Genomic DNA, 21,958 nt, shown 5'->3' on the forward strand with positions numbered 1-21,958 from the left:
TTTTGCCAGTAGAATTACTATATATATTATTATTGCTTATTGTTATTTGTATTGTTTTTGTTTTATTTAAAAGACCTATTTATGAAGCTATGTTTTTTGGTTATATTTCAATGCTTCTTGTTACAGGTCAATTAAGTAATATTTTTACGTATATTATTCAATCTTCAAAAGATTCATTATTATATTCTATCATTGCATTTTTAGTGTTAGCTAAAATATTAGATAAAACTGAAGTTGTCGATAGAATTGTTGAAATCATTATTGCAATTGTTGGAAGATTCAGAGGTGGTGCTGGTTATGCTGCAGTTATCAGTAGTACATTTATGGGTGCTTTATCTGGTAGTGGAGCTGGAAATGTTGCAGCAACAGGTGTTTTTACAATTCCATCTATGAAAAAATCGGGTTTTCCAGCACATTTAGCTGCAAATATTGAGGCAGCATCAAGTACAATGGGAAATATGATACCTCCTTCTGGTGTTATCTTAGCTTCATTGGCCTGTTATAATGAATTTACTAATTCTAATATGGAACAGTCTGTATTTTGGATTGCCATGTGGGGAGTTGCAATTTGGTTTATAATTCAACGTATGTTAACAGTTTTTGTATTTTGTAGAATCTATGATGTTGAACCTATGAAAAAGGAAGAAATTCCTCATTTAAAAACTGCATTAAAAAATGGTTGGAAAGAATTATTATTACCTGTAATTATTTTATTACCATTTGTTTTAGATTATTTATTTAAAAATACATTGTTTACAGTTTTTTTAGGAGAAGGAGCTTCTAATTTATCTTCTAGTCTTCTTATTTTCACTCCTGGTATTGCAGCTATCTATGCATTATTAATTTCTAAAAAGAAATATAGTTTTAAAAATCTAGTTAATGAAATAGGAGATTCTGTCCAATCAATAGTTCCGGTTTCAGCTACAATTTTCTTTTCTTATTGTATAAGCAATCTTTTTACTGCAACAAATGTAGGAAATGCTATTGGAGATTATATTGCATCATTTAATTTACCGTTAGTGGCTTTAGCAATCTTATTGCCATTATTTACAGCAATATTAGGTATGGTATTGCCTGGAACTGCTCAAACCAAGATTTTTGGTACAACAATTATTTCTATTTTTACAGCTGCAGGTGGCAACCCTTTATTAGCAGCTATTATGTTACCAGTCATTACTGGAGCAATGGAAGGAATCACACCACCATTAGCTGTTTGTGTATATACAGCAATGGGAATTGCTGATGCCGATTTTATAGAAACTCTTAAAAATTGTATTGTGTGGGTATCACTACATTATATTTTATCTGTCCTTTGTTTTTTAGGTATATTACCTGTTATTGGTCTATAGGAGGAATACTATGAAGAAGTTAAATATTTTATTTGGTTTTGGAGTTTTGATTGCTTTATTTTGTGGTGCTTTATCTGTCGTGGGCTATTTGATAGCATTTTTTATAGGTCAAACCAATGCTGAAATATTATGTTCATTTATTCAAAATGATTGTTACCCTTATATGATTCAATTAGCAACAGTTAGTGTAGGCATTGGATTAATATCTATGTATTTATCAGGTTCTAAAGCTTTATCTATGTCTACTAAGAAAAGAGGTCAATAAAAATGAAAGGAATTATTTTAGCAGGTGGTACAGGAAGTCGTTTATATCCAATAACTACAGCAACATCAAAACAACTTTTACCAATATACGACAAACCACTTATTTATTACCCTATTTCAGTTTTAATGCTTGCGGGTATAAAAGATATATTGATTATAAGTTCTCCTCAATCTATAGATCAATATAAATTATTGTTAGGTGATGGTAATAATTTAGGAGTTTCATTTAGTTATTGTGTTCAAGAAAAACCTCGTGGTTTAGCAGAAGCATTTATATTAGGTGAAGAATTCATAGGAAATGATTCAGTATGTTTGGTGTTAGGTGATAATGTTTTCTTCGGTCAAAACTTAACACAGTTGTTACTGAAAGCAAGAAATAATAAAGAAGGAGCTACTATTTTTGGATATCCTGTTAATAATCCTAAAGATTTTGGTGTAGTTGAATTTGACGATAATGGAAAAGTATTATCAATAGAAGAAAAACCACAATATCCAAAATCTAACTTTGCTGTTCCTGGTTTATATTTCTATGATAATAAAGTCGTTGAATATGCTAAAAACATTAAACCAAGTGCAAGAGGAGAATTAGAAATTACATCTATAAATAATTGCTATTTAGAAGATAATAATTTAAATGTTGTTCTTATGGGGAGAGGAATGGCATGGTTAGATACTGGTACACCAGAAGGTATGTTAAAAGCTAGTCAATTTGTTCAAACAGTTCAAGAAAGACAGGGATTCTATATTTCTTGTTTAGAAGAAATTGCGTGGAGAAGAGGATTTATTGATGATCAGCAATTAAAAGAAAATGGATTGAAATTAAAAATGACTGATTATGGTCAATATCTATTATCATTACTTCATGAGAAAGAGGGAAATAAATAATGAAAATATTAGTAACAGGTGGAGCAGGATTTATTGGTGGTAACTTTGTTCATTATATGGTGAATAAATATCCTGAAGATATGATTGTTAATTTAGATTTATTAACTTATGCTGGTAACTTAGAAACATGTAAACTAGTTGAAGGAAAACCTAATTATAAGTTTGTCAAAGGTGATATTGCTGATAGAAAGTTTATCTTTGATTTATTTGAAAAAGAAAAGTTTGATGTTGTTGTCAACTTTGCAGCAGAATCACATGTTGATAGAAGTATTGAAGACCCTGAAAGTTTTGTTAGAACAAATGTTATGGGAACAACAACATTGCTAGATGCTTGTAATCAATATGGAATCAAAAGATATCATCAGGTATCAACTGATGAAGTCTATGGTGATTTGCCATTAGATAGACCAGACTTGTTCTTCACAGAAGAAACACCATTACATACATCTAGTCCATACAGTTCATCTAAAGCTGCTGCTGATTTATTTGTATTGGCATATCATAGAACATATGGTTTACCAGTTACAATCAGCAGATGTTCTAATAACTATGGACCATATCATTTTCCGGAAAAACTTATTCCATTAATGATTTCAAGAGCATTAGCTAATGAATCATTACCAGTTTATGGAACAGGAGAAAATGTGAGAGATTGGCTTCATGTTTATGATCATTGTGTAGCTATTGATTTAATCATTAGAAACGGAAGAGTTGGAGAAGTCTATAATGTAGGTGGACATAATGAAAGAACAAATCTTGAGGTTGTCAAAACTATCTTAAAAGCATTAGATAAATCTGAATCATTAATCAAGTATGTAGAAGATAGAAAAGGTCATGATTTAAGATATGCTATCGATCCAACAAAACTGGAAACAGAATTAGGATGGAAACCAAAATATAACTTTGATACAGGTATTCAACAGACAATTCAATGGTATCTTGATAATAAAGAATGGTGGCAAAACATTCTTTCAGGAGAGTACAAAAACTATTTCCAAAAGATGTATGTTGATAAAGGTAGAGTGGAAGAATAACAAAAAAGAGTTAGAACGGAAGAATTTTACTTCTTTTGTTGTAACTCTTTTTCATTATTGACTAGTACTTTTACAGTAGAAATCAGCATACCATTCAGCAAAATTTCTTAATCCTTCTCTTAAAGAAGTGTTTGGTTTAAAATCAAAATCCTGTTCTAAAGGTGTTGTATCAGCATATGTTACTGGTACATCTCCAGGTTGCATAGGTGCTAATTCTTTATGCGATTCAAAATCATAATCAGCTGGTAACACACCTGCTCTAATAAGCTCTTGTTGTAATATATCAACAAATTCTAATAAATTTTCAGGTTGATTATTACCTATGTTGTAGACTTTATATGGTGGTACTGGCAATCCATCTTCTCCTTTAGATCTATCTGGTGCTTTTTGCATCACTCTAATAATTCCTTCTACAATGTCATCTATATACGTAAAATCTCTTTGACAGTTACCATAATTGAAAATCTTGATTGTTTCATTGTTTCTTAACTTATTTGTGAATCCAAAGTATGCCATATCTGGTCTTCCAGCTGGTCCATATACAGTAAAGAATCTTAAACCAGTTGAAGGAATGTCATAAAGCTTGCTGTAGGCATGAGCCATTAATTCGTTTGATTTTTTTGTGGCAGCATATAATGACACAGGATTATCAACTTTATCATCTGTAGAATATGGAACTTTCTTGTTGCTTCCATAAACGCTTGATGATGAAGCATATACAAGATGCTGAACACCCTGATTGCCATTATCATAACTATGTCTACATTCTTCTAAAATATTGTAGAAACCAATAAGATTGCTTTCTATATATGCATCAGGATTTGTTATAGAATATCTGACACCAGCTTGCGCAGCTAGATTAACGACAATATCAAAGTGATATTCTTCAAATAATGAATGAAGTAAATTTTTATCAGATATATTTCCCTTAATAAAAATAAACTTATCATATTGGCTAAGTTCATTTAATCTATATTCTTTAATTTTTACATCATAATAGTCATTCATATTATCAATACCAACGACTTTTACATCGAAATCCTGTAGCAATCTCTTGCATAGGTTTGAACCAATAAATCCTGCTGCTCCTGTAATAAATACAGTTTTATTTTTTAAATGAATATTATATTTTAACATATTTATCAGTCCCTTCTAAAAATATCTCTTGTATAGACTTTATCTTTGACATCATCTAAGCAACTGTCATATCTATTAGCTACAATAGCTTGAGATAATTCTTTGAATTGACTTAAATCATTCACAACTTCACTTCCAAAGAATGTTGATCCATCTTCTAATGTTGGTTCATAGATGATAACTTTTGCTCCTTTTGCTTTAATTCGTTTCATAACTCCTTGAATAGATGATTGTCTAAAGTTATCGCTATTAGACTTCATTGTTAATCTATAGACACCTACTATGACTTCTTTTTCTTTATTTGAATCATATGAGTCATTTGATTGGTATCCACCAGCAATTTCTAAAACTCTATCTGCAATATAATCTTTTCTTGTTCTATTTGATTGAACGATTGCTGTCATCATTTCCTGTGGTACATCTTCATAGTTAGCTAATAACTGTTTAGTGTCCTTTGGCAAACAATACCCACCATATCCAAATGATGGATTGTTATAATGGTTGCCAATTCTTGGATCTAGACATACTCCTTCAATGATTTTTTGGGTGTTCAATCCCTTCATTTCTGCATATGTATCTAATTCATTGAAGTATGATACTCTAAGTGCTAAATAAGTATTCGCAAATAATTTCACTGCTTCAGCTTCAGTAAATCCCATGAATAAAGTATCAATATTTTCTTTGATAGCTCCTTCTTGTAATAACGAAGCAAAAGTATGTGCTGCTTTGACTAATCTTTCATCATCTAAATCAGTCCCTACAATAATTCTTGAAGGATAAAGATTATCATACAAAGCTTTAGATTCACGTAAGAACTCAGGACTAAAAATAATATTTTTTGTATTGTATTTCTTACGTACACTTTCTGTATAACCAACTGGTATTGTTGATTTAATAACCATGATGGCATCTGGATTAACTTCTAATACAAGTTCAATCACATTTTCCACAGCACTTGTATCAAAGAAGTTTTTCTTTGAATCATAATTTGTTGGTGCTGCAATGACCACAAATTCAGCATCACTATATGCTTTCTTTGCATCTAGGGTAGCTGTTAGATTTAATTTTTTGGAATTAAAAAAATCTTCAATTTCATTATCCTGAATTGGAGATTTTCTCTGATTGATCATATTCACTTTTTCTTCAATAATGTCAACAGCCATGATTTCATGATGTTGAGCTAATAATGTAGCTATGCTTAATCCTACATAGCCTGTTCCTGCAACTGCAATTTTCATTTTAATTCGCTCTCCTTTAATAGAACATAAATTCATAAATTATTTATTTAATCTTTTACTAAACTTTTTCATAATATGTATCTGGCTTTTCTGGATCAAATGGTTCATTTGCCCACATCACAGTAACCATATCTGTATCTCCGACATTTTCAATATTGTGAGTATAGCCAGTTGGTATATCAATAACCTCAAGTTTTTCTCCTGATACTTTATATTCTATAACCTTATCATCACCAATTTTTCTGAATCTAATGACTCCTGTTCCACTGACAACTAGGAATTTTTCATTCTTTGTATGATGCCAATGATTTCCTTTTGTAATATGTGGCTTTGATATATTGACTGATACCTGTCCATGTTCTTTTGTTCTTATGAATTCAGTGAATGAACCTCTCTCATCAATATTCATCTTTAATGGATAGCTAAAGTTATCCTCTGGTAAATATGACAAATACGTGGCATAAAGCTTCTTAGTCAATTCATCGTTTTGATTTGGAATAGATAAATTATTTCTACTTTCTTTAAATGATTGAATAGTATGAGCTAATTCACCAAGTGATATTTCATGAATAGGAGATACTTCATAATACTCTCCATTAAAATTTGGATGACCTTTCATACATTCAATAATCTCATTAACAACATCATCAATATAACAAAGAGGTAAAACAACACTGGAATCATTAATTTGTATGTCTAAGCCATTAGCAATGTTATGGCACCAAGTAGCTGTAACACTGTTATAGTTAGGTCTGCACCATTTTCCAAACAGATTGGCAAATCTGTAGATATAGACTGGATTACCATTTGATTGAGAAAATTCTTTCAGATAATCCTCTCCTTCTTTTTTGCTTCTTGCATAGTCATTATCCTTTCCAACCTGAATAGATGATGAAGCAATAACAGGACATTTATTCTTATGCTTCTTGAGATATGAACATAAGGTTTCAATGAATCCCTTATTGCCTTCATAGAATTCTTCAGGATTTTTGGGTCTATTGATTCCTGCAAGATTGACTACATAATCACAGTCTTTTGTAAATCTATCAAGATCATCTAACGAGCTATCTATATCAAATAAAAAAATATCTTCAACTGAGATATCTCTCGTTCTATCTTTATCGTCTTTAATATTCTTTAATGTTTCTACTAGATTTCTTCCTACAAATCCATTAGATCCTGTAACTAGTATTTTCATTATTTATTCTCCCATTTATTAACTTCTTCCTTAATTTCATTTAAAGTTAATAACTTTTCTACTGTTTGATCTATTGTTAATAATTTTGTATTATTACTATTAAATTCTGTTAATCCATTTCTATCAGTACCTTTAGACAAATAATTATCATAGTTCAAATCTCTCTTATCAGCAGGTACTCTATAAAAATCTCCCATATCTATTGCTTTACTACATTCTTCATTTGTTAGTAATGTTTCATATGTTTTTTCACCATGTCTTATACCTATGATTTTGTTTTCTTTTGTGTAATTAAATAATTTTTTTACTGCTTCTGCTAATACTTCTACTGTTGTAGCAGCTGCTTTTTGTACAAATATATCTCCACTTTCACCATGTTCAAATGCAAATAATACTAAATCTACCGCTTCATCTAATGACATAATAAATCTTGTCATATCAGGATCAGTTAATGTTAATTGTTTTCCTTCTTTTATTTGGTTAATAAAAAGAGGTATGACTGAACCTCTTGAACACATTACGTTTCCATATCTTGTACACATGATACTTGTTTTTTTAGGATCAACTGTTCTTGATTTTGCAACAATAACTTTTTCCATCATTGCTTTGCTTGTTCCCATTGCATTAACTGGATAAGCTGCTTTGTCTGTTGAAAGACAAACAATTCTTTTAACACCACATTCTATAGCAGCAGTTAAAACATTTTCTGTTCCTAAAACATTTGTTTTGACTGCTTCAATAGGAAAGAACTCACAACTTGGGACTTGTTTTAATGCTGCTGCATGAAAAATATAGTCTACACCATGCATTGCATTTCTAACTGAATTAATATCTCTTACATCGCCAATATAAAATTTAAGTTTTTCACTTAATTCAGGATGCTTAGCTTGATACTCATGACGCATATTGTCCTGCTTTAACTCATCTCTACTAAAAATTCTAATTTCTTTAATATCTGTATTTAAAAAGCGGTCTAATACCGCATTACCAAATGATCCAGTTCCTCCTGTAATCATTAGGGTTTTATCTTTGAATATTGACATTTATTGTTCCTCCTGCTTATTTTTAATATATTCGATAAATCTCAAAGGATTTATCTTTTCTTTTAATTTAGGACTATCTACTTCTTTAAAGTTTTTTACAAAAGATAAATCTATATTCTCCAAATCTATAATATATACATATGATTTATCAAAATAGGGTGAATTTTTAACGTATAAATTATTTGTTATTAAACCTTGATTAAACATGATTGCCTCATAAAGTCTTATAGAAATAGAAGTAGTATCATTTAAACATACTTCTAAGTTAAACTTTGATTGTGATATGTACTTCATTGTATCATTATATGATATAGAATCAATAAATTCAAAATCAGGATATTTGGTTACATTATCCTTATTGTCGCTACCACATATAATAACTTTCATATTTAATCCTATGGATTTTGCTTGTTGATATATTTTATTTATTTTATTTATCCTTCCTTTGTCTTGACCAATAAAACAAATATCATATATTTTCTTTGAGAGATCAAATTGTGATTTAGAATAGCATAATGGATAATAAGAAATAGAATATTTTTTCGCTTCTTTTTCATCAAAGACAAAAGCATCATCATATAAATTATTTAGTAATTTAAAATCATATCCTCGTAATCCATGAACATCTAAAAATAATAATATGATTCTACAATTTGGATATATTTTTTTTAAATATTTTGCATATCCTTGCTCTAAATATCTGAAATTATCTTTTGTAAAGATAAATATAGGCGAAGGAGCTATAACTATATTTCTAGGTATAAAATATTTAAACCATAATTTTTTAAATGGAATTTTAATATAATTGTTTATTTTTTTGCTAAAAAAAATGGTAAAAATAAAAATTAGTAATCTACTGTTTAGATTCAATATGCCCCTTTTATATAAAATATCTTCTTCTAGTTCTAAATCTTTATACATTTGATGCAAAACATCACCTGTCGAACCAAAAAAAATTACTTTTTTCATATACGCTCCTTTATAAATGTAAGAATAAACATTAATGTCTTACGTTCAAAACAAAAATCAATTATTATAATCATTAATGTAAGAATTAACACATGAATAAAACCATATATAATAAAAACAGCCCATGTGTTTATTACCAAATCATTAAATAAAAAATAATATATAACAGGAATTAATATAGCTATGATGATTCTCCTAATATGTGTTATTAGACTTATATTAAAAATTTTTCTTTGAATGACTTTAATCCTGTCTATAGAAGACAAAATATAGAATAGTGAAAAAACAAGAATACAAAAAACATAATTTTGAAGAGATAAAATTACCGCAAGTAAAATAGAGATAATTCCATAAATAAAATTCTGTCTTGTAACTGATCTATATTCTCCATTAGCATTAATAGCCAAATTGTAAGGCATAAAAACACAATAAGAAAGACTTAAAAGACTCATACTTATAGCAAGGTAAGAATTAATATAATTAATATCAGAAATACCTGATGAATACAATTTAATAAATGGTATACATAAAACAATCATACATGATGATGTTATTTGCCCTAAATTAATAAACAACAAATGTATAACATCAAAAATTAATTGAGCATGAATTTTGTCACTAACAGACAAATCACCGAAACTAGCTGAAATTGAATTTTGGATAGTACTAAAAATCATTTTAAAAGCTGATACAATCATATTATATAAGGAAAATATGCTCACTGTTGCTAAACCATAAAAAGAAGAAATGATTAATGTGGGAACACTTTCGATAATTTGTTGAATTATTTGATTAGATAACAAATAATATTGATTTTTTACTTTATAGTTTGTTTGATCTGTATACATTTTTATTTTGTTATAGTAATTTTTTTTAAAATATATATTCAAAAAAATAATTCTTGCTAAAGTACCACAAATTAATGCCAGATACATAAAAATGAAATGAACTCTTAAATGTAAAACAAGTAATAGTAAAACATAATATATAATTTTTTCTATCAATGAAGAATAAACAAGGATATATTTTTTTTGGTGTGCGGAAATAATGATATCGTAAGAACTTACATATTTAAAAATAATTGCTCCATTTAAGGTAAGGATAAAGACCGATAGCATCATCTCAATAAAAGAAATATTATTTTTAGAGTTTAAAAGAAACAAAGGGATAAAAACAATACCTATAAATAAAAATATCTTACTTAATTTATTAAAATATTGTTTTGAAGAATAAAAGATAGTTCCAAGTAATTTATTATTATTTTCTGATATAGGTCTATACATATCATAAATGGAAGCACCTACGACTCCTGCTTGTAATAGATTTACAATATTTAGAATTTGATTAATAGAGGAAGTTAATCCATTTACTTCAGAACCAAATACTAAAATAATTAATCGAGGAAATACAATGCTTAAGATTAAAAATATAAATTGTGATATTAACGATACTATCATATTATAAAATGTTAATTTCGTTCTCATATTAACTTTTATTTAACTCCTTTATTTCTTTTAAATAAGTTAATATATTTTCATAATGGACCTCACAATCTAAATAATTAATTAATAATAATCTTAATTTTTTGTATCTTCTTTTCATAAAATAAGCTCCTAAAAATTTTTTGTCAATGAAACCTAAATATTTGGTGCTTAGTATTTGTCTGAAATAATGAAAACTAGTATGTTCAATCTCATTAATATATCTTTCTTTAACAAATTCAATATCTTTTATTTGTAATGATCTAGTATAAAAGCCATTATTTATGGAAAAATCACGTAACTTCAGTATGCCATTATCCTTATAATATTCAACAAACTCTATTGAAAAATCATTGAGATTTAATTTTATAAGTAGGCCTTCTTTTGTTAATTCATTCCATAATCCATCTTCATCTACATCAAAAATAAAATTACCTTGTCCATATACTATTGTAGAATTTTTAAATTTTTCATAGCATCCTATACAATGACTGTGCTGGCATACAATTAAATCTGCACCAGCATTTGATATAGAATGACATATTTCTTGCAATTTAGGTGTACAATATTGATATAATTCTTTTCCTCCATGATAAATAACAATTAAATAATCACATTCATTTTTTAGTGCTTGTATACGAAATAATGATGTTAAAGGATTAAAAGGATTTGTTCCAAATTTATCTGTTGTGGCATAAGTAAATTCATGTTCACAACAATTATATATACATATTCTTTTATCATTATATGTATACAACTGATGATCTTTCATTTCGTTAATATTTTTTCCAATACCAATGTAATTTATCTGTGATTTTTCTAATAATTCAATCGTGTCTAAGGCACCTTTTTTTTCTAAATCCAAGATATGATTGTTTGCTAAGCAGACTAAATCAGGCAATAATTTTTCTATACCATTAAAAGTTGCTGTTTTTGCTCCTAATAAAACTCCAGCTTTATCTAAATACTTACTATGTTCAGAAAGAGGTGTTTCTAAATTAAATATTCTGTAAGATGCCTTAGTCCATAATCCTTTAAAATCATTGTCAAAAAAAGCATCAATATTTCCCTGACTAAAAAAATTTTCATTTTTTTTAGTGGGAACTAAATCTCCAGCAATTAATAAATATGAATTATTTTGACACATTAGTTTCATCCTCTCTTTTATATAATGCTTTATTACTAGTTATATCTAACAACTTTCCTAAAATAATATCTCCATTATTGCACCACGGTACCAAGCCAGCGGCATCATATAAAGTAAGTTCACCAAAATATATTTTATTATCTACATAATAAAAATCCACTCTAATATGAATAAAATCTTCTGCTAAAGTTTCAGCCAATTCAATCATCTTATTTATTAATTCCATATCTAATTTAGGAGCAGTTAAATTATCTCTCTCATTTCCAATATTATTAAAATCAGTGGTATTTCCATATCTATCATATAGATAGCTTTTATGATTAGAAAAACGCCCTTCATGTAATTGAATATATTTTACTTTTCCATTAAAACACATAAATTTATAATCTATTGGTGCTTCTCCATTTCTTGATAAATTTTCTTCAATTATCAATCGTGGTTTTACATTTTTATATGGCCATTCTCTACTCTTATAATAAAAATTGTTTTTTAAACCATTAAAAACATTATTTAATTTTGTATAATCAATATTATTTTTATCTTCACAAATATATACATTTCCACTATCATGCGTACATTTTATAACAAAAGATTGTGGCAATTTTTCTATTTTTATATCACTAGGATTGTCAAAAACCCCATATTTTTGGGTTAAATATTTATCTCCAATTTTAGTTTTGACGTACTCTCTTACTTCATTTTTGTCAACAATCATGGGATAAATAGGATTATGATCATATAGTTTTAACCACTGAATTTTTTCATTATACGAGTTAGGAGATTTTAAATTCAATTTAGATCTTGTGCATACATAATACTGAATTTCTAAATATTTTTTATCAGAGATATATTTTTCAATGTGTAAAATTGATATTAATTTTAAAATTATTTTATTTATATAATACATAAAACCACTCCCATATATTTAAGTTTAATTATATTTTCTTTCAATATAATTTATCATCTGTTATATTTAAAAATGTAATATCATCTTATGACTATTGTTTATTTAACCTTTAATAAGGTATTAATTTTTTTATTCTAATTTTTAATAAATATGTATCTCGAATAAAATTAGATTTTACTAATAAAATAAATCTATAATAAATATCTTTAATACGACTAGCTCCTAGTTTTTTTTGTATAGATTGAATTTTATTTATATTTTCTTTATATGATTTATACTTCTTATTACATTTATCGACAAACATTTTATAATTCTTTTCAGAATAATCATCATGTCCATTAGTGAGTCTTTGATAGAATAACAAACTAATATAGTATAAAGTAACTGCTTGTAAAAATTTTTTTCTACTAGTGGTACTATCTTCTCTAACTCGATATTTTAATAAAGGTTCATCAATCATTATGAATTGGCATTGTTGTTCCAGAAGTCTTAACCAAAGATCATAGTCTTGTGAACATGGAAAATTTCTATATCCACCAACCTTTTCAAAATTTTCTCTTTTCATTAAAACAGTAGGATGATGAATACAATTTGTTGTAATTAAAGCTCTTTTTAACTCATCTGGTTGATAATATTTATATGTTCCATTTATCTGATTATCTTCTTCATCTATAAAAATATAACCAGTACAAACAAAATCATAATTACCTTTTTCTAGGCTTTCAACTTCATTTTCAATTCTTTTTTGATAAGCAATATCATCAGCGTCCATTCTAGCAATGTAATATCCATCACTATGATTAAAAGCTTTATTCATTGATAGGGCTAATCCTACATTTTTTTCATTTATTAAAATTTTTATTCTATTATCATCAAAATTTTTTTTCATTATTTTCAGATATTCATTTTTATTAGATGGGTTATCTATAATGATAATCAATTCTAAATTCTTATAAGATTGATTTAAAATAGAATTTACTGATTTTTTTATTTGATTTTCATTTTCATTATAAATACTCATCAATACTGAAACTTTTTTCAATTAAATCAACTCCTCAACACTAAAAGTAAAAAATATATTGTAAATTGTTCGCTTCACCATTGATAAATACATTTAAAATATAGCAAACACAATAAAAAGCTAATACTAAATATATCAAATTATTTTTTATTATGTTTGTGTCGCTATCATTAGCCAATATAGAAATTAAATATGGATTAAAAGACGAAAATAAAATACCTACTCTGTCGAACAGATATGAAGTAATACTTGCGATATTTAATAGTATTCCAAAAAAACACAATAACTGAGTAATTGATAGACAGTTATCTTTCATTTCGGTATAAATAACAAATGTAATCAAAATAGAATTTGATATAACAATAGGTGCAAATAAATCATTTAACGAAAGTTGATTTAACTGTAAGTCATAATTATATGCAAAAATACTTAAGAAATATGTAAAAAGTTCTCCAAAGAAATCTTTAAATAAGATTAATAAAATAACAAAAATAAAAACTGATAATTCAATTATTATAAGATATCGAAACCTTAATAGTTTATATTTTTTTAGATTAAAATAATAAAATGATAATACAATTAAGAAAACAATTAATATTGAAGAATGAATAAAAAATGCAACAAGACTCCATAAGGTGTATTTATTTAGGTTCCCTTTATTAATAAAACTAAATGCATAAAAGAAAATAGATATTGCTAATCCTTGTCGGACTATATTTAGAAAAGTAATTGACGGAATTAAAATGTAGCAAATAATAGCTACAGCCATTGAAAAATCGTTTAATTTTAAATTTTTGAGTCCTAAATAAAAAAAACTAACTGTTAAGAGTTTAACAATCATCATCAAAAAAACAAAATCAAGATTAAAAAATTTTGAAACAATAAATAATATAGACCAAATAAATTCTTTTGGTGAAAATATCATATAATAATAATTAATATCATAATTATATTTATAAGTGCTGTAATCTATACCTAAATCTTTTGATAAGCTCATAATAATTGCAAATGAAAATAATAATATGATAGCTAATATTTTAGCTGTTTTATATTTTTTTAACCACATTAAAAGTATCGCAATTAAACAAATTATGAAAACTAAATAAAACATTTTACCAACTTCCTCTTTTTATTTTATATAAATCACTAATAATACAACTTGAAATATCTAACCCCAAAACAAAATATAATACATATATGATTTTTTCTTTTTTCCCTCTATGTAATAGCAGGTATCTATATTTTTTAAAATACCTTTTTAAAGATTTTTTGTCATCTTTTTTCAACCTATTATAGTAATAGAATAATGTTGTATATTCATAACATAAAATCCTATTAATTTCTTTAATATTTGTAGTGAGATTTAAATTTTTTTCTATTACTTCAAACATATCAAAGCAATTTCTTGAATGAACTGTATGCGTTACTGAGTTAACAACGTTTTGTCTATATAAATACCATGAAATATTACTATGATATATAATAGGATTGTTTGTAAAACAATTTATCATATAATCTATATCCTCATTTACAATACCTTCTATAAAATATAAGCTATATTTATTTAAATATTCTCTAGAAAATATTTTTGAACAGCATGATCCTGGGAATTTTGGTAAATAAGATATATATTCCAAGACATTAGAAGAAATCAAAATGTTTCTCGAGTTATGTTCATTTCTTTTTACTTTATCATTAACTAATAAAGAAATATCACTTAAAAATATATCTATATTTTTTTGTTCCATTATTTCTATACATTTATTTAAACTATTACCAAAAATTAAATCATCTGAATCTATAAAAATCACATATTTTCCAATACTTTTTTTAAGACCATAATTTCTGGCAGAAGCCGCTCCTCCATTTTTTTTTGAAAACACTCTAATTATTGAAGGATATTTTTCTTGTGTCATTTCAGCTATTTTTAAAGTATTATCAGTTGAACCATCATTAATGATTATTATTTCTATAGATTTTAATTTTTGTTTTACAATACTGTCAACACAATCATATAAATATTTTTCACAATTAAATGCAGGAACGATGAATGAAATATTTATATTATTAATTTTAGGATTCATTATTTTTACTTTCTAATTCAAAATAAATTTTTTTCATTTGTTGACAGATTTTTTTTGTACTATACTGCTCCATATCTAAATCACCTTTTTTATTGTTGATTGCTTTTCTAAACGCATTTAATAAATCATTTTCTCTCTTGTTATTAAATAAATATCCATTTTTATCCTCATTAATTAAATCAACATTTCCTCTAATTTCACTAGCAATGCAAGGTAATCCACATGCCATAGCTTCCATAAGAGCTACAGGTAATCCTTCTTGTAAAGATGGGAAAACAAAAATATCACATGACTTCATAATTTGTGGAATATTTGTTCTATATCCCAAAAGATGTAATCTATTATTTACATTTAATTTTTTGGCTAAATCTAATAAATAATTTTCTAATTGCCCTTGTCCACAAATTACATAATGAATATTATCAGGTAACTGATTTAATAGTCGAATAATTACTTCATGATTTTTTCTCTTGCTCAATTCGCCAACAGAAAGCAACAATATAGTATCTACAGGTATTTTTAGTTCTTTACATAGCTCTTCTTTGTTTCCTTGAATTGAATTGATTTTATCTATATCAATTCCTACACCTGGCACATATTCTACCGTTCCATTCTTTTTTAGTTTAAATTTCTTTGCTGCCGCATAATCTTCTCTATTGATTGTAATTAATGTATCTGTATATTTTGCTCCATATCTTTCTATATTTCTAAATAAAAAGTTCTTTAAAGGATTATTTCCCTTAAAGAAATGAAAACCATGAGCTGTATAAATCATTCGTGTCGAATCATAATGTTTTGAATGCTTGTTAGCTAATCTACAGATAATACCACCAATTGGCGAATGACAATGAACAAGATCATATTTTTTTTCATTCATTAAATCTTTTGTCATCTTATAAGACAATCTTAAATTTTTGATATCAGTTATTTTTCTAGGAACAGGTATTTGATAAAAATTAACATCCATTTTTGTCAACTGTTCTTTAAGTTTTTCAATCTTTTCATCTGTAATGGTACTTCCAAATTCAAAATTGCATGCGACATCAACTTTATATCCTAGATCTTGAAGTAGTGATATATTGTTCATGTTAAACTGTTGAATCATGGAAGCAACAGATGCATACATGAGTGCTTTTTTCATAATAAAACCTCCGTCATTTCTATTGACTGTTTCAGTGAATAGATGTTGTAATCGTTCTTGTATTTCGATAATTCCTTATCAATCATCAGATTGCCAAACACCTTGTTTACATAGACTTGTTTGTTGAACATCCTGATAAATGGATTGAATATCCCTGAGAACCAGATCTTATGATTGTTTATTTTGGCTATCTCTTTGATGAGTTCATAGCTTGATACATATTCACTGTTCTGTGGCAGGAATATGCCTCTCTCTTCGTTGTCAATCATCTGTTTGATGAATTCCATCAGATTCCCTAGATACAACATGCTTCTTTGATTTTTCAATGTTGGAAATACGGGTGTCTTCTTCGCAAACTTTGAAAGTAATGGATAGTTTCCCTTTGACCCTGGACCATAAATCATTGGTGGTCTTACAATCACTATATTGAAATGTTCATCTTCAAGTGGTCTTATCTTGATTTCTGCCTGCTTCTTGCTGTCACCATAGAAATTGTCTGGTGTCAATGGTGTATCCCTGGTAATGATTCTATCTTTTCCAATTGTTCCGCTTCCATAGACAATGATGGATGACATAAAAATAAACTGACTTACCTTTGATTCCTTTGCCTTCAGGGCAACATCATAAGTTAAATTAGTATTGACTCTATAGTACAGTTCTCTTTGACTTTCATCTGGTGTAGAATGTGCCAACCCAGCTACATGATAGACAACATCAAATGAAGAGAAGTCAAACTCTTTCCAGCTGTCATCTCTAACATCCAACTCTTCTACATAATAGTCCTCTGGATACTGTTCAAGGTATTTCTTGAAGCTTGTTCCTATGTAGCTGTCCTTTCCAGTAATCAGGATTCTCTTCATGCTTCTTCCTCCTTATGGAGTTCACCAGTTCCACCTTCAACCACACCTTCATGCTTCAATACGGATGTGATTGTTCCAAAGAAGCATTTCACATCAAATGGAAATGACATATGTTCTACATAGTATCCATCCAAACTTGCCTTGACATCAATTTCAAGCTCATCTCTTCCATTGATCTGTGCCCATCCTGTCAGTCCTGGCTTGATATCATTGGTTCCATATTTATCTCTTTCAGCTATGAGGTCATCTTGATTCCACAATGCAGGTCTTGGACCTATGATAGCCATTTCTCCCTTCAATATATTGATGATCTGTGGCAGTTCATCAAGTGATGTTTTTCTCAGGAACTTTCCAGCCTTTGTTATATACTGGTCTGGATTGGACAGCATATGTGTTGGCATATCCTTTGGCGTATCTATATACATTGTTCTGAATTTTAATATGTTGAAATGCTTTTTATTCTTTCCAACTCTCTTCTGTCTAAAGAAGACAGGTCCCTTGCTGTCAAGCTTGATCCATACGCACAGAATAATAAAAACAGGACTTAATACAATGAGTCCAATCAGCGAAAGTATAAAATCTATAACACGTTTCAAGAAGTGCTTATACACTTGTTTTCCCTCCCTCAATGATTGTTCCACTGGCTATGGTTGTCAGTTCTTCCACAGTGGAATATGGTCTAATAGCACACTGTGAATAGACCAGTGAAAACTCGTTAACTGTTGCATCATGATGTATCGTTGTATTTGATGAAATGATGCATCCTTTTTCAATGACAGCTGTAGCTTCAATGGTAGCATGAGGAAAGATGACACATCCTTCACCAATGCGACAATATGAAGATACAAAGGCAGCAGGATCAATAAGAGTGGAAATGCTATATCCAATCTGCTTGCACAGCTCTGTCATTTCCTTTCTAATCTGATTGTTTCCAATCGCTACAAATGCCAGGTCGTATTTCTGATGAAGAAGCTTGAGCTGTTCTGTTGTTCCAATGACCTCTTTGTCCAGTACATGCTTGGCATGATCATCTACAAAATCAACAGCTTCAAAACATTTCATGCGCTTTGCGATTTCATAGCAGCACTTGCCATGTCCTCCAGCTCCTATAATAAGCAGATTCACTGATATTCCTCCCAATAAAAAAACAAGAATTGTCTAATTCTTGCTTATGATTTCTAGTCCTACCTTTGCTGTTGTATCGTTGCCGAAGATGTGCAGACTGATATAGGCAATGCGCTTATGCCTGTCTATCTTCGTTATCATTCCTTCATATCCCTTCAGTGGTCCTTCGCTGATGTGTATTGTTTCTCCCTCGATGAATCCTACCGACATGTCTACCAGATGGTCATCTCCAGCAAACCTCTTTAAAAACTCTACCTCGCCATCCTCCAGAGGATAGATGACATCTTTCTTCTTTCCAATGATCTTGGTGAGATCTGGTATCTTCTTAAGCTCCACATAGAGCTCTTCTATATGCTCCGTGATCATGAAAACATATCCCCGAAAGAGCACGCATCTGACATCCTGCCAGACTCCTCTAAACTTCTTCCTTGCGACAAACTCGGGAATGAAGCATTCATAAAGAACATCATCTGAAATGAGAAACCTGCATCTATCGGCTATTTCTCTTTCATGACCGCTTCTGACCTGCATGACATACCAGTTCATTTCCATGACCTCCTTAAAAAGGGTAGGCTTCGCCTGTCGAACATGTCTTACTTAAAAAAACATGTTCAACGCATCACACATCTATGACCATACCTCAAGACAAACGTGACAAGGCAACGATTTCCCTCTACAGCATTCCTGACGGATAACTCTCTATTATCCTTGATGTGGTCATTAGATGAAATAAAGGAAAAACATCATAATGTCATTTTACCATTACACTGGTGTGATGATATCATCAAATGAATGAAACAATGTAATTTTTTTAGTGAAATATATAGACAGGCTTACATATAATGGTGAAATTGTTGTTTTTAAAAAAATAAATATTTTAAAAAAACATTGAAAGTTTAAAAATAGAATTTTACATATTACAGAATATGCATATAAGTTATGATTTAGATATAGATTATACGAAATTAATAAAATATGATAAAAAGATGTATGATTTAGCACTTGCAAATAAAGAAATATTTTGGGGCTTGTGTTCATGTATTTAAAATTGATAGAATGTATATAGATAATATTATATAGATAAAGAAGGGGAATTTATGAATAATGATTTTACTGATTATGTATATTTAAGTGAATTAGATAGTGTGAAGAGTTCATACGAAGATCAGATTAAAGGTGAAGAAGTTTTATTTAATGCTTTAGTTTATGAGGGTAAAGCAGTTGTACTAACATATAATCAGATTGTTGATTCTGTAATATTTTTGCATTGCATTCATAATGAGGAATCTTTTAAAACGTTATTAAGTTATTTTAAAGACAAAAGATTACTTGTTAATCAATATCAAGAAAATATGAATTTATCTAAATATATTCAACAAAATTATGATCCAAATTCTTCTTTTCGTTCAACATACTTTTCATTTTTAAATAAATATCCAAGAATTTACCAGAATGTTATATTTCAAGGTATTTGTGATTCTATTAGATACGGAGATACACTGTATGCAAGAAAAACTATGCCTAAAGATATATTAGAAGAAGATAAAAGTTCTATATGTCAATATATTGCATTTATATTAACAATTAATGCATATATGGGAAAATATAAGAGTTATGTTAAACCAAGACCAAAAGAAGAATTAGTTAATCATCAGATGGTAGATTATATGAAAAAAATACTATATTATTTAAAGAATATAGATAGTCCTTATGCTAATATATTTCGAAATTTTATTATTTTACATTATTCAAAACAAAGAGGAGATACAAGGAGTGATTACTTGTTAACGTTAGAAGAACTAATACCTATTCAGTATCAGTATATTATAAAAGAATTTATTCATCTAGCTTATAATCAAGCTTTAGAATATAGCATTCCCATTATTCATAGAGAAGATCATCTAGAAAAAGACTTAAATGAAATTTTAAAAAATAATAAAATAGATTTTAATGAAAATATAGCTCCAACGATATGTCATTGGAACGTTGGATATCGAATGACTTCATTAGCTGCTATGATTTACAAGAAGGTACATATTGATTGGAAGTATATTTTATGGACATGTCCATTTATTGAAGCCCTAAGGATCATTACGAGTTTGATTGTGGCTTTTATTGCTATGGTGTTTGTTCAATATCTGTCATTTATAGAAAATATGTGGCAGTCATACTCCACAGCTTTGTTAATAACATTTATTTATAATTTAGCTTTAGATGGAATACAGGATTTCATTATTGGATTCATGCCTGAGTGGTTTTATAAATCTAATGTTATTAAACAAGGAAAGAATGTTATTATGGATTTACATGTATTAATGAAAGGAATGAGACTATGATTGATTTAGAAAGATATTATCAACTTATTAAAAAATATCCGCAACATTTCATAAATAATAATGAACTTTTATCAATTATTACTGATCAAAAGACTATTGAAGATTATATAAATAAATATCACGTTTCAGTAGGTGTGGTTTATGAAAGTGATTACTATATTTTTGTAGTAGATCTAGTTAAAGATCAGAATAATCATTATTTTACGTATGATAGGATTATATGTGAAAATAATGGTGTTCTTGTGATTCCTATATATCAAAATAAATATATACTTTTAAAACAATATAGACATGCTTTAAGAAACTATCAATACGCTTTTCCTAGAGGTTTTGGAGAAGAAGGTATATCAAGTATGGATAATGCATTAAAAGAAATTAGAGAGGAAATAAATGGAAATATAGTAAAAATCAAACAATTTCCTAGTATAATAGCTGATAGTGGATTGATTGGAAATAATGTAGATGTTTATGTTGCTGATATAAACTCATTTAATCTCAAAAGTGGATATGAGGGAATTAAAAGTATTTTATTAGTAGATGAAAAAGAGTTAAAAGAATACATACAAAAAGGTTTAATTAATGATGCTATGTCGTTAGCAGCTTTAACATTGTATTGGAATTATAAATAAAAATATTATTAAAATGCTTCTTTAATTAATTGTATCCTTGTATTTGAAAAAATATAATAATTGCAATAATCATTGATGTCTTTAATATTCTTTTTGTTTTTCATGTAGTT

22 protein-coding genes are annotated in these 21,958 nt (G+C 28.0%); 6 read left to right on the forward strand and 16 right to left on the reverse strand.

All coding sequences use genetic code 11. The annotated features are described in order from the left end of the window. The first annotated feature begins 2 nt into the window (after positions 1-2). Genes KEC48_RS15750 through rfbB form a run of 4 tightly spaced genes read left to right on the forward strand, consistent with a single transcriptional unit; the run spans position 3 to position 3,532 of the window. Positions 3-1,349, forward strand: a complete 1,347-nt coding sequence (locus KEC48_RS15750; RefSeq protein ID WP_211963475.1) for a TRAP transporter large permease subunit — start codon at positions 3-5, stop codon at positions 1,347-1,349. Positions 1,350-1,359: 10 nt separating this feature from the next. Then, positions 1,360-1,614 (forward strand): hypothetical protein, encoded by a 255-nt coding sequence (locus KEC48_RS15755; RefSeq protein WP_211963477.1) that lies wholly within the window; start codon positions 1,360-1,362, stop codon positions 1,612-1,614. Between the two features lie 2 nt (positions 1,615-1,616). Beyond that, complete coding sequence (gene rfbA / locus KEC48_RS15760) at positions 1,617-2,498, forward strand: glucose-1-phosphate thymidylyltransferase RfbA (protein WP_211963479.1); 882 nt, start codon at positions 1,617-1,619, stop codon at positions 2,496-2,498. After that, the gene (gene rfbB, locus KEC48_RS15765) at positions 2,498-3,532 is read left to right on the forward strand and encodes a dTDP-glucose 4,6-dehydratase (RefSeq protein ID WP_211963481.1); all 1,035 of its coding nucleotides are present in this window, start codon (positions 2,498-2,500) and stop codon (positions 3,530-3,532) included. Before rfbA ends, rfbB begins: the two co-directional genes overlap by 1 nt. Positions 3,533-3,586: 54 nt before the next feature. Here the strand turns inward: rfbB and KEC48_RS15770 are convergent, their stop codons facing one another. From KEC48_RS15770 to loaP, 16 genes are all read right to left on the reverse strand, one after another. After that, positions 3,587-4,669: an NAD-dependent epimerase/dehydratase family protein gene (locus tag KEC48_RS15770; RefSeq protein ID WP_211963483.1), complete on the reverse strand. Its 1,083-nt coding sequence runs from the start codon at positions 4,667-4,669 to the stop codon at positions 3,587-3,589. Positions 4,670-4,674: 5 nt separating this feature from the next. After that, positions 4,675-5,907, reverse strand: a complete 1,233-nt coding sequence (locus KEC48_RS15775; protein WP_211963485.1) for a nucleotide sugar dehydrogenase — start codon at positions 5,905-5,907, stop codon at positions 4,675-4,677. Positions 5,908-5,965: 58 nt separating this feature from the next. Further along, the gene (locus KEC48_RS15780) at positions 5,966-7,105 is read right to left on the reverse strand and encodes an NAD-dependent epimerase/dehydratase family protein (RefSeq protein WP_211963487.1); all 1,140 of its coding nucleotides are present in this window, start codon (positions 7,103-7,105) and stop codon (positions 5,966-5,968) included. Continuing rightward, positions 7,105-8,148 carry a polysaccharide biosynthesis protein gene (locus KEC48_RS15785; protein ID WP_211963489.1) on the reverse strand — a complete coding sequence of 348 codons (1,044 nt, stop codon included), beginning with the start codon at positions 8,146-8,148 and terminating at the stop codon, positions 7,105-7,107. Before KEC48_RS15785 ends, KEC48_RS15780 begins: the two co-directional genes overlap by 1 nt. Further along, on the reverse strand, positions 8,149-9,117 hold the full coding sequence (locus KEC48_RS15790; RefSeq protein WP_211963491.1) for a hypothetical protein: 969 nt from the start codon (positions 9,115-9,117) through the stop codon (positions 8,149-8,151). Next, positions 9,114-10,601, reverse strand: coding sequence for a hypothetical protein (locus KEC48_RS15795; RefSeq protein WP_211963493.1), 1,488 nt, complete (start codon positions 10,599-10,601; stop codon positions 9,114-9,116). Before KEC48_RS15795 ends, KEC48_RS15790 begins: the two co-directional genes overlap by 4 nt. A 1-nt stretch (position 10,602) precedes the next feature. Beyond that, positions 10,603-11,745 carry a CapA family protein gene (locus KEC48_RS15800; protein WP_211963495.1) on the reverse strand — a complete coding sequence of 381 codons (1,143 nt, stop codon included), beginning with the start codon at positions 11,743-11,745 and terminating at the stop codon, positions 10,603-10,605. After that, positions 11,732-12,652 carry an ATP-grasp fold amidoligase family protein gene (locus KEC48_RS15805; RefSeq protein WP_211963496.1) on the reverse strand — a complete coding sequence of 307 codons (921 nt, stop codon included), beginning with the start codon at positions 12,650-12,652 and terminating at the stop codon, positions 11,732-11,734. The genes KEC48_RS15800 and KEC48_RS15805 overlap by 14 nt, the downstream gene beginning before the upstream one ends. 109 nt (positions 12,653-12,761) lie before the next feature. Continuing rightward, a complete protein-coding gene (locus KEC48_RS15810) occupies positions 12,762-13,694 on the reverse strand; it encodes a glycosyltransferase (protein WP_211963497.1) in 933 nt (310 codons plus the stop codon). A 19-nt stretch (positions 13,695-13,713) separates the two neighbouring features. Next, positions 13,714-14,784, reverse strand: a complete 1,071-nt coding sequence (locus KEC48_RS15815) for an EpsG family protein (RefSeq protein ID WP_211963498.1) — start codon at positions 14,782-14,784, stop codon at positions 13,714-13,716. 1 nt (position 14,785) lies between these two features. Beyond that, on the reverse strand, positions 14,786-15,757 hold the full coding sequence (locus KEC48_RS15820; RefSeq protein ID WP_211963499.1) for a glycosyltransferase family 2 protein: 972 nt from the start codon (positions 15,755-15,757) through the stop codon (positions 14,786-14,788). Then, a complete protein-coding gene (locus tag KEC48_RS15825; protein ID WP_211963500.1) occupies positions 15,747-16,898 on the reverse strand; it encodes a glycosyltransferase family 4 protein in 1,152 nt (383 codons plus the stop codon). Before KEC48_RS15825 ends, KEC48_RS15820 begins: the two co-directional genes overlap by 11 nt. Beyond that, the gene (locus KEC48_RS15830; RefSeq protein ID WP_211963502.1) at positions 16,895-17,758 is read right to left on the reverse strand and encodes an NAD-dependent epimerase/dehydratase family protein; all 864 of its coding nucleotides are present in this window, start codon (positions 17,756-17,758) and stop codon (positions 16,895-16,897) included. Before KEC48_RS15830 ends, KEC48_RS15825 begins: the two co-directional genes overlap by 4 nt. Beyond that, complete coding sequence (locus KEC48_RS15835; RefSeq protein WP_211963509.1) at positions 17,755-18,369, reverse strand: sugar transferase; 615 nt, start codon at positions 18,367-18,369, stop codon at positions 17,755-17,757. Before KEC48_RS15835 ends, KEC48_RS15830 begins: the two co-directional genes overlap by 4 nt. Next, positions 18,362-18,883: an acetyltransferase gene (locus KEC48_RS15840; RefSeq protein ID WP_211963511.1), complete on the reverse strand. Its 522-nt coding sequence runs from the start codon at positions 18,881-18,883 to the stop codon at positions 18,362-18,364. The genes KEC48_RS15835 and KEC48_RS15840 overlap by 8 nt, the downstream gene beginning before the upstream one ends. Positions 18,884-18,916: 33 nt before the next feature. After that, positions 18,917-19,429, reverse strand: a complete 513-nt coding sequence (loaP, locus tag KEC48_RS15845; protein ID WP_211963512.1) for an antiterminator LoaP — start codon at positions 19,427-19,429, stop codon at positions 18,917-18,919. Positions 19,430-19,980: 551 nt separating this feature from the next. Here loaP and KEC48_RS15850 point away from each other — a divergent pair. Continuing rightward, positions 19,981-21,219 (forward strand): hypothetical protein, encoded by a 1,239-nt coding sequence (locus KEC48_RS15850; RefSeq protein ID WP_211963514.1) that lies wholly within the window; start codon positions 19,981-19,983, stop codon positions 21,217-21,219. Then, complete coding sequence (locus tag KEC48_RS15855) at positions 21,216-21,848, forward strand: NUDIX hydrolase (protein WP_211963516.1); 633 nt, start codon at positions 21,216-21,218, stop codon at positions 21,846-21,848. The genes KEC48_RS15850 and KEC48_RS15855 overlap by 4 nt, the downstream gene beginning before the upstream one ends. Positions 21,849-21,958: the final 110 nt, after the last annotated feature.

The sequence above is a fragment of the Clostridium sp. C1 genome (genome assembly GCF_018223625.1).
GTDB lineage: Bacteria > Bacillota_I > Bacilli_A > Erysipelotrichales > Coprobacillaceae > Allocoprobacillus.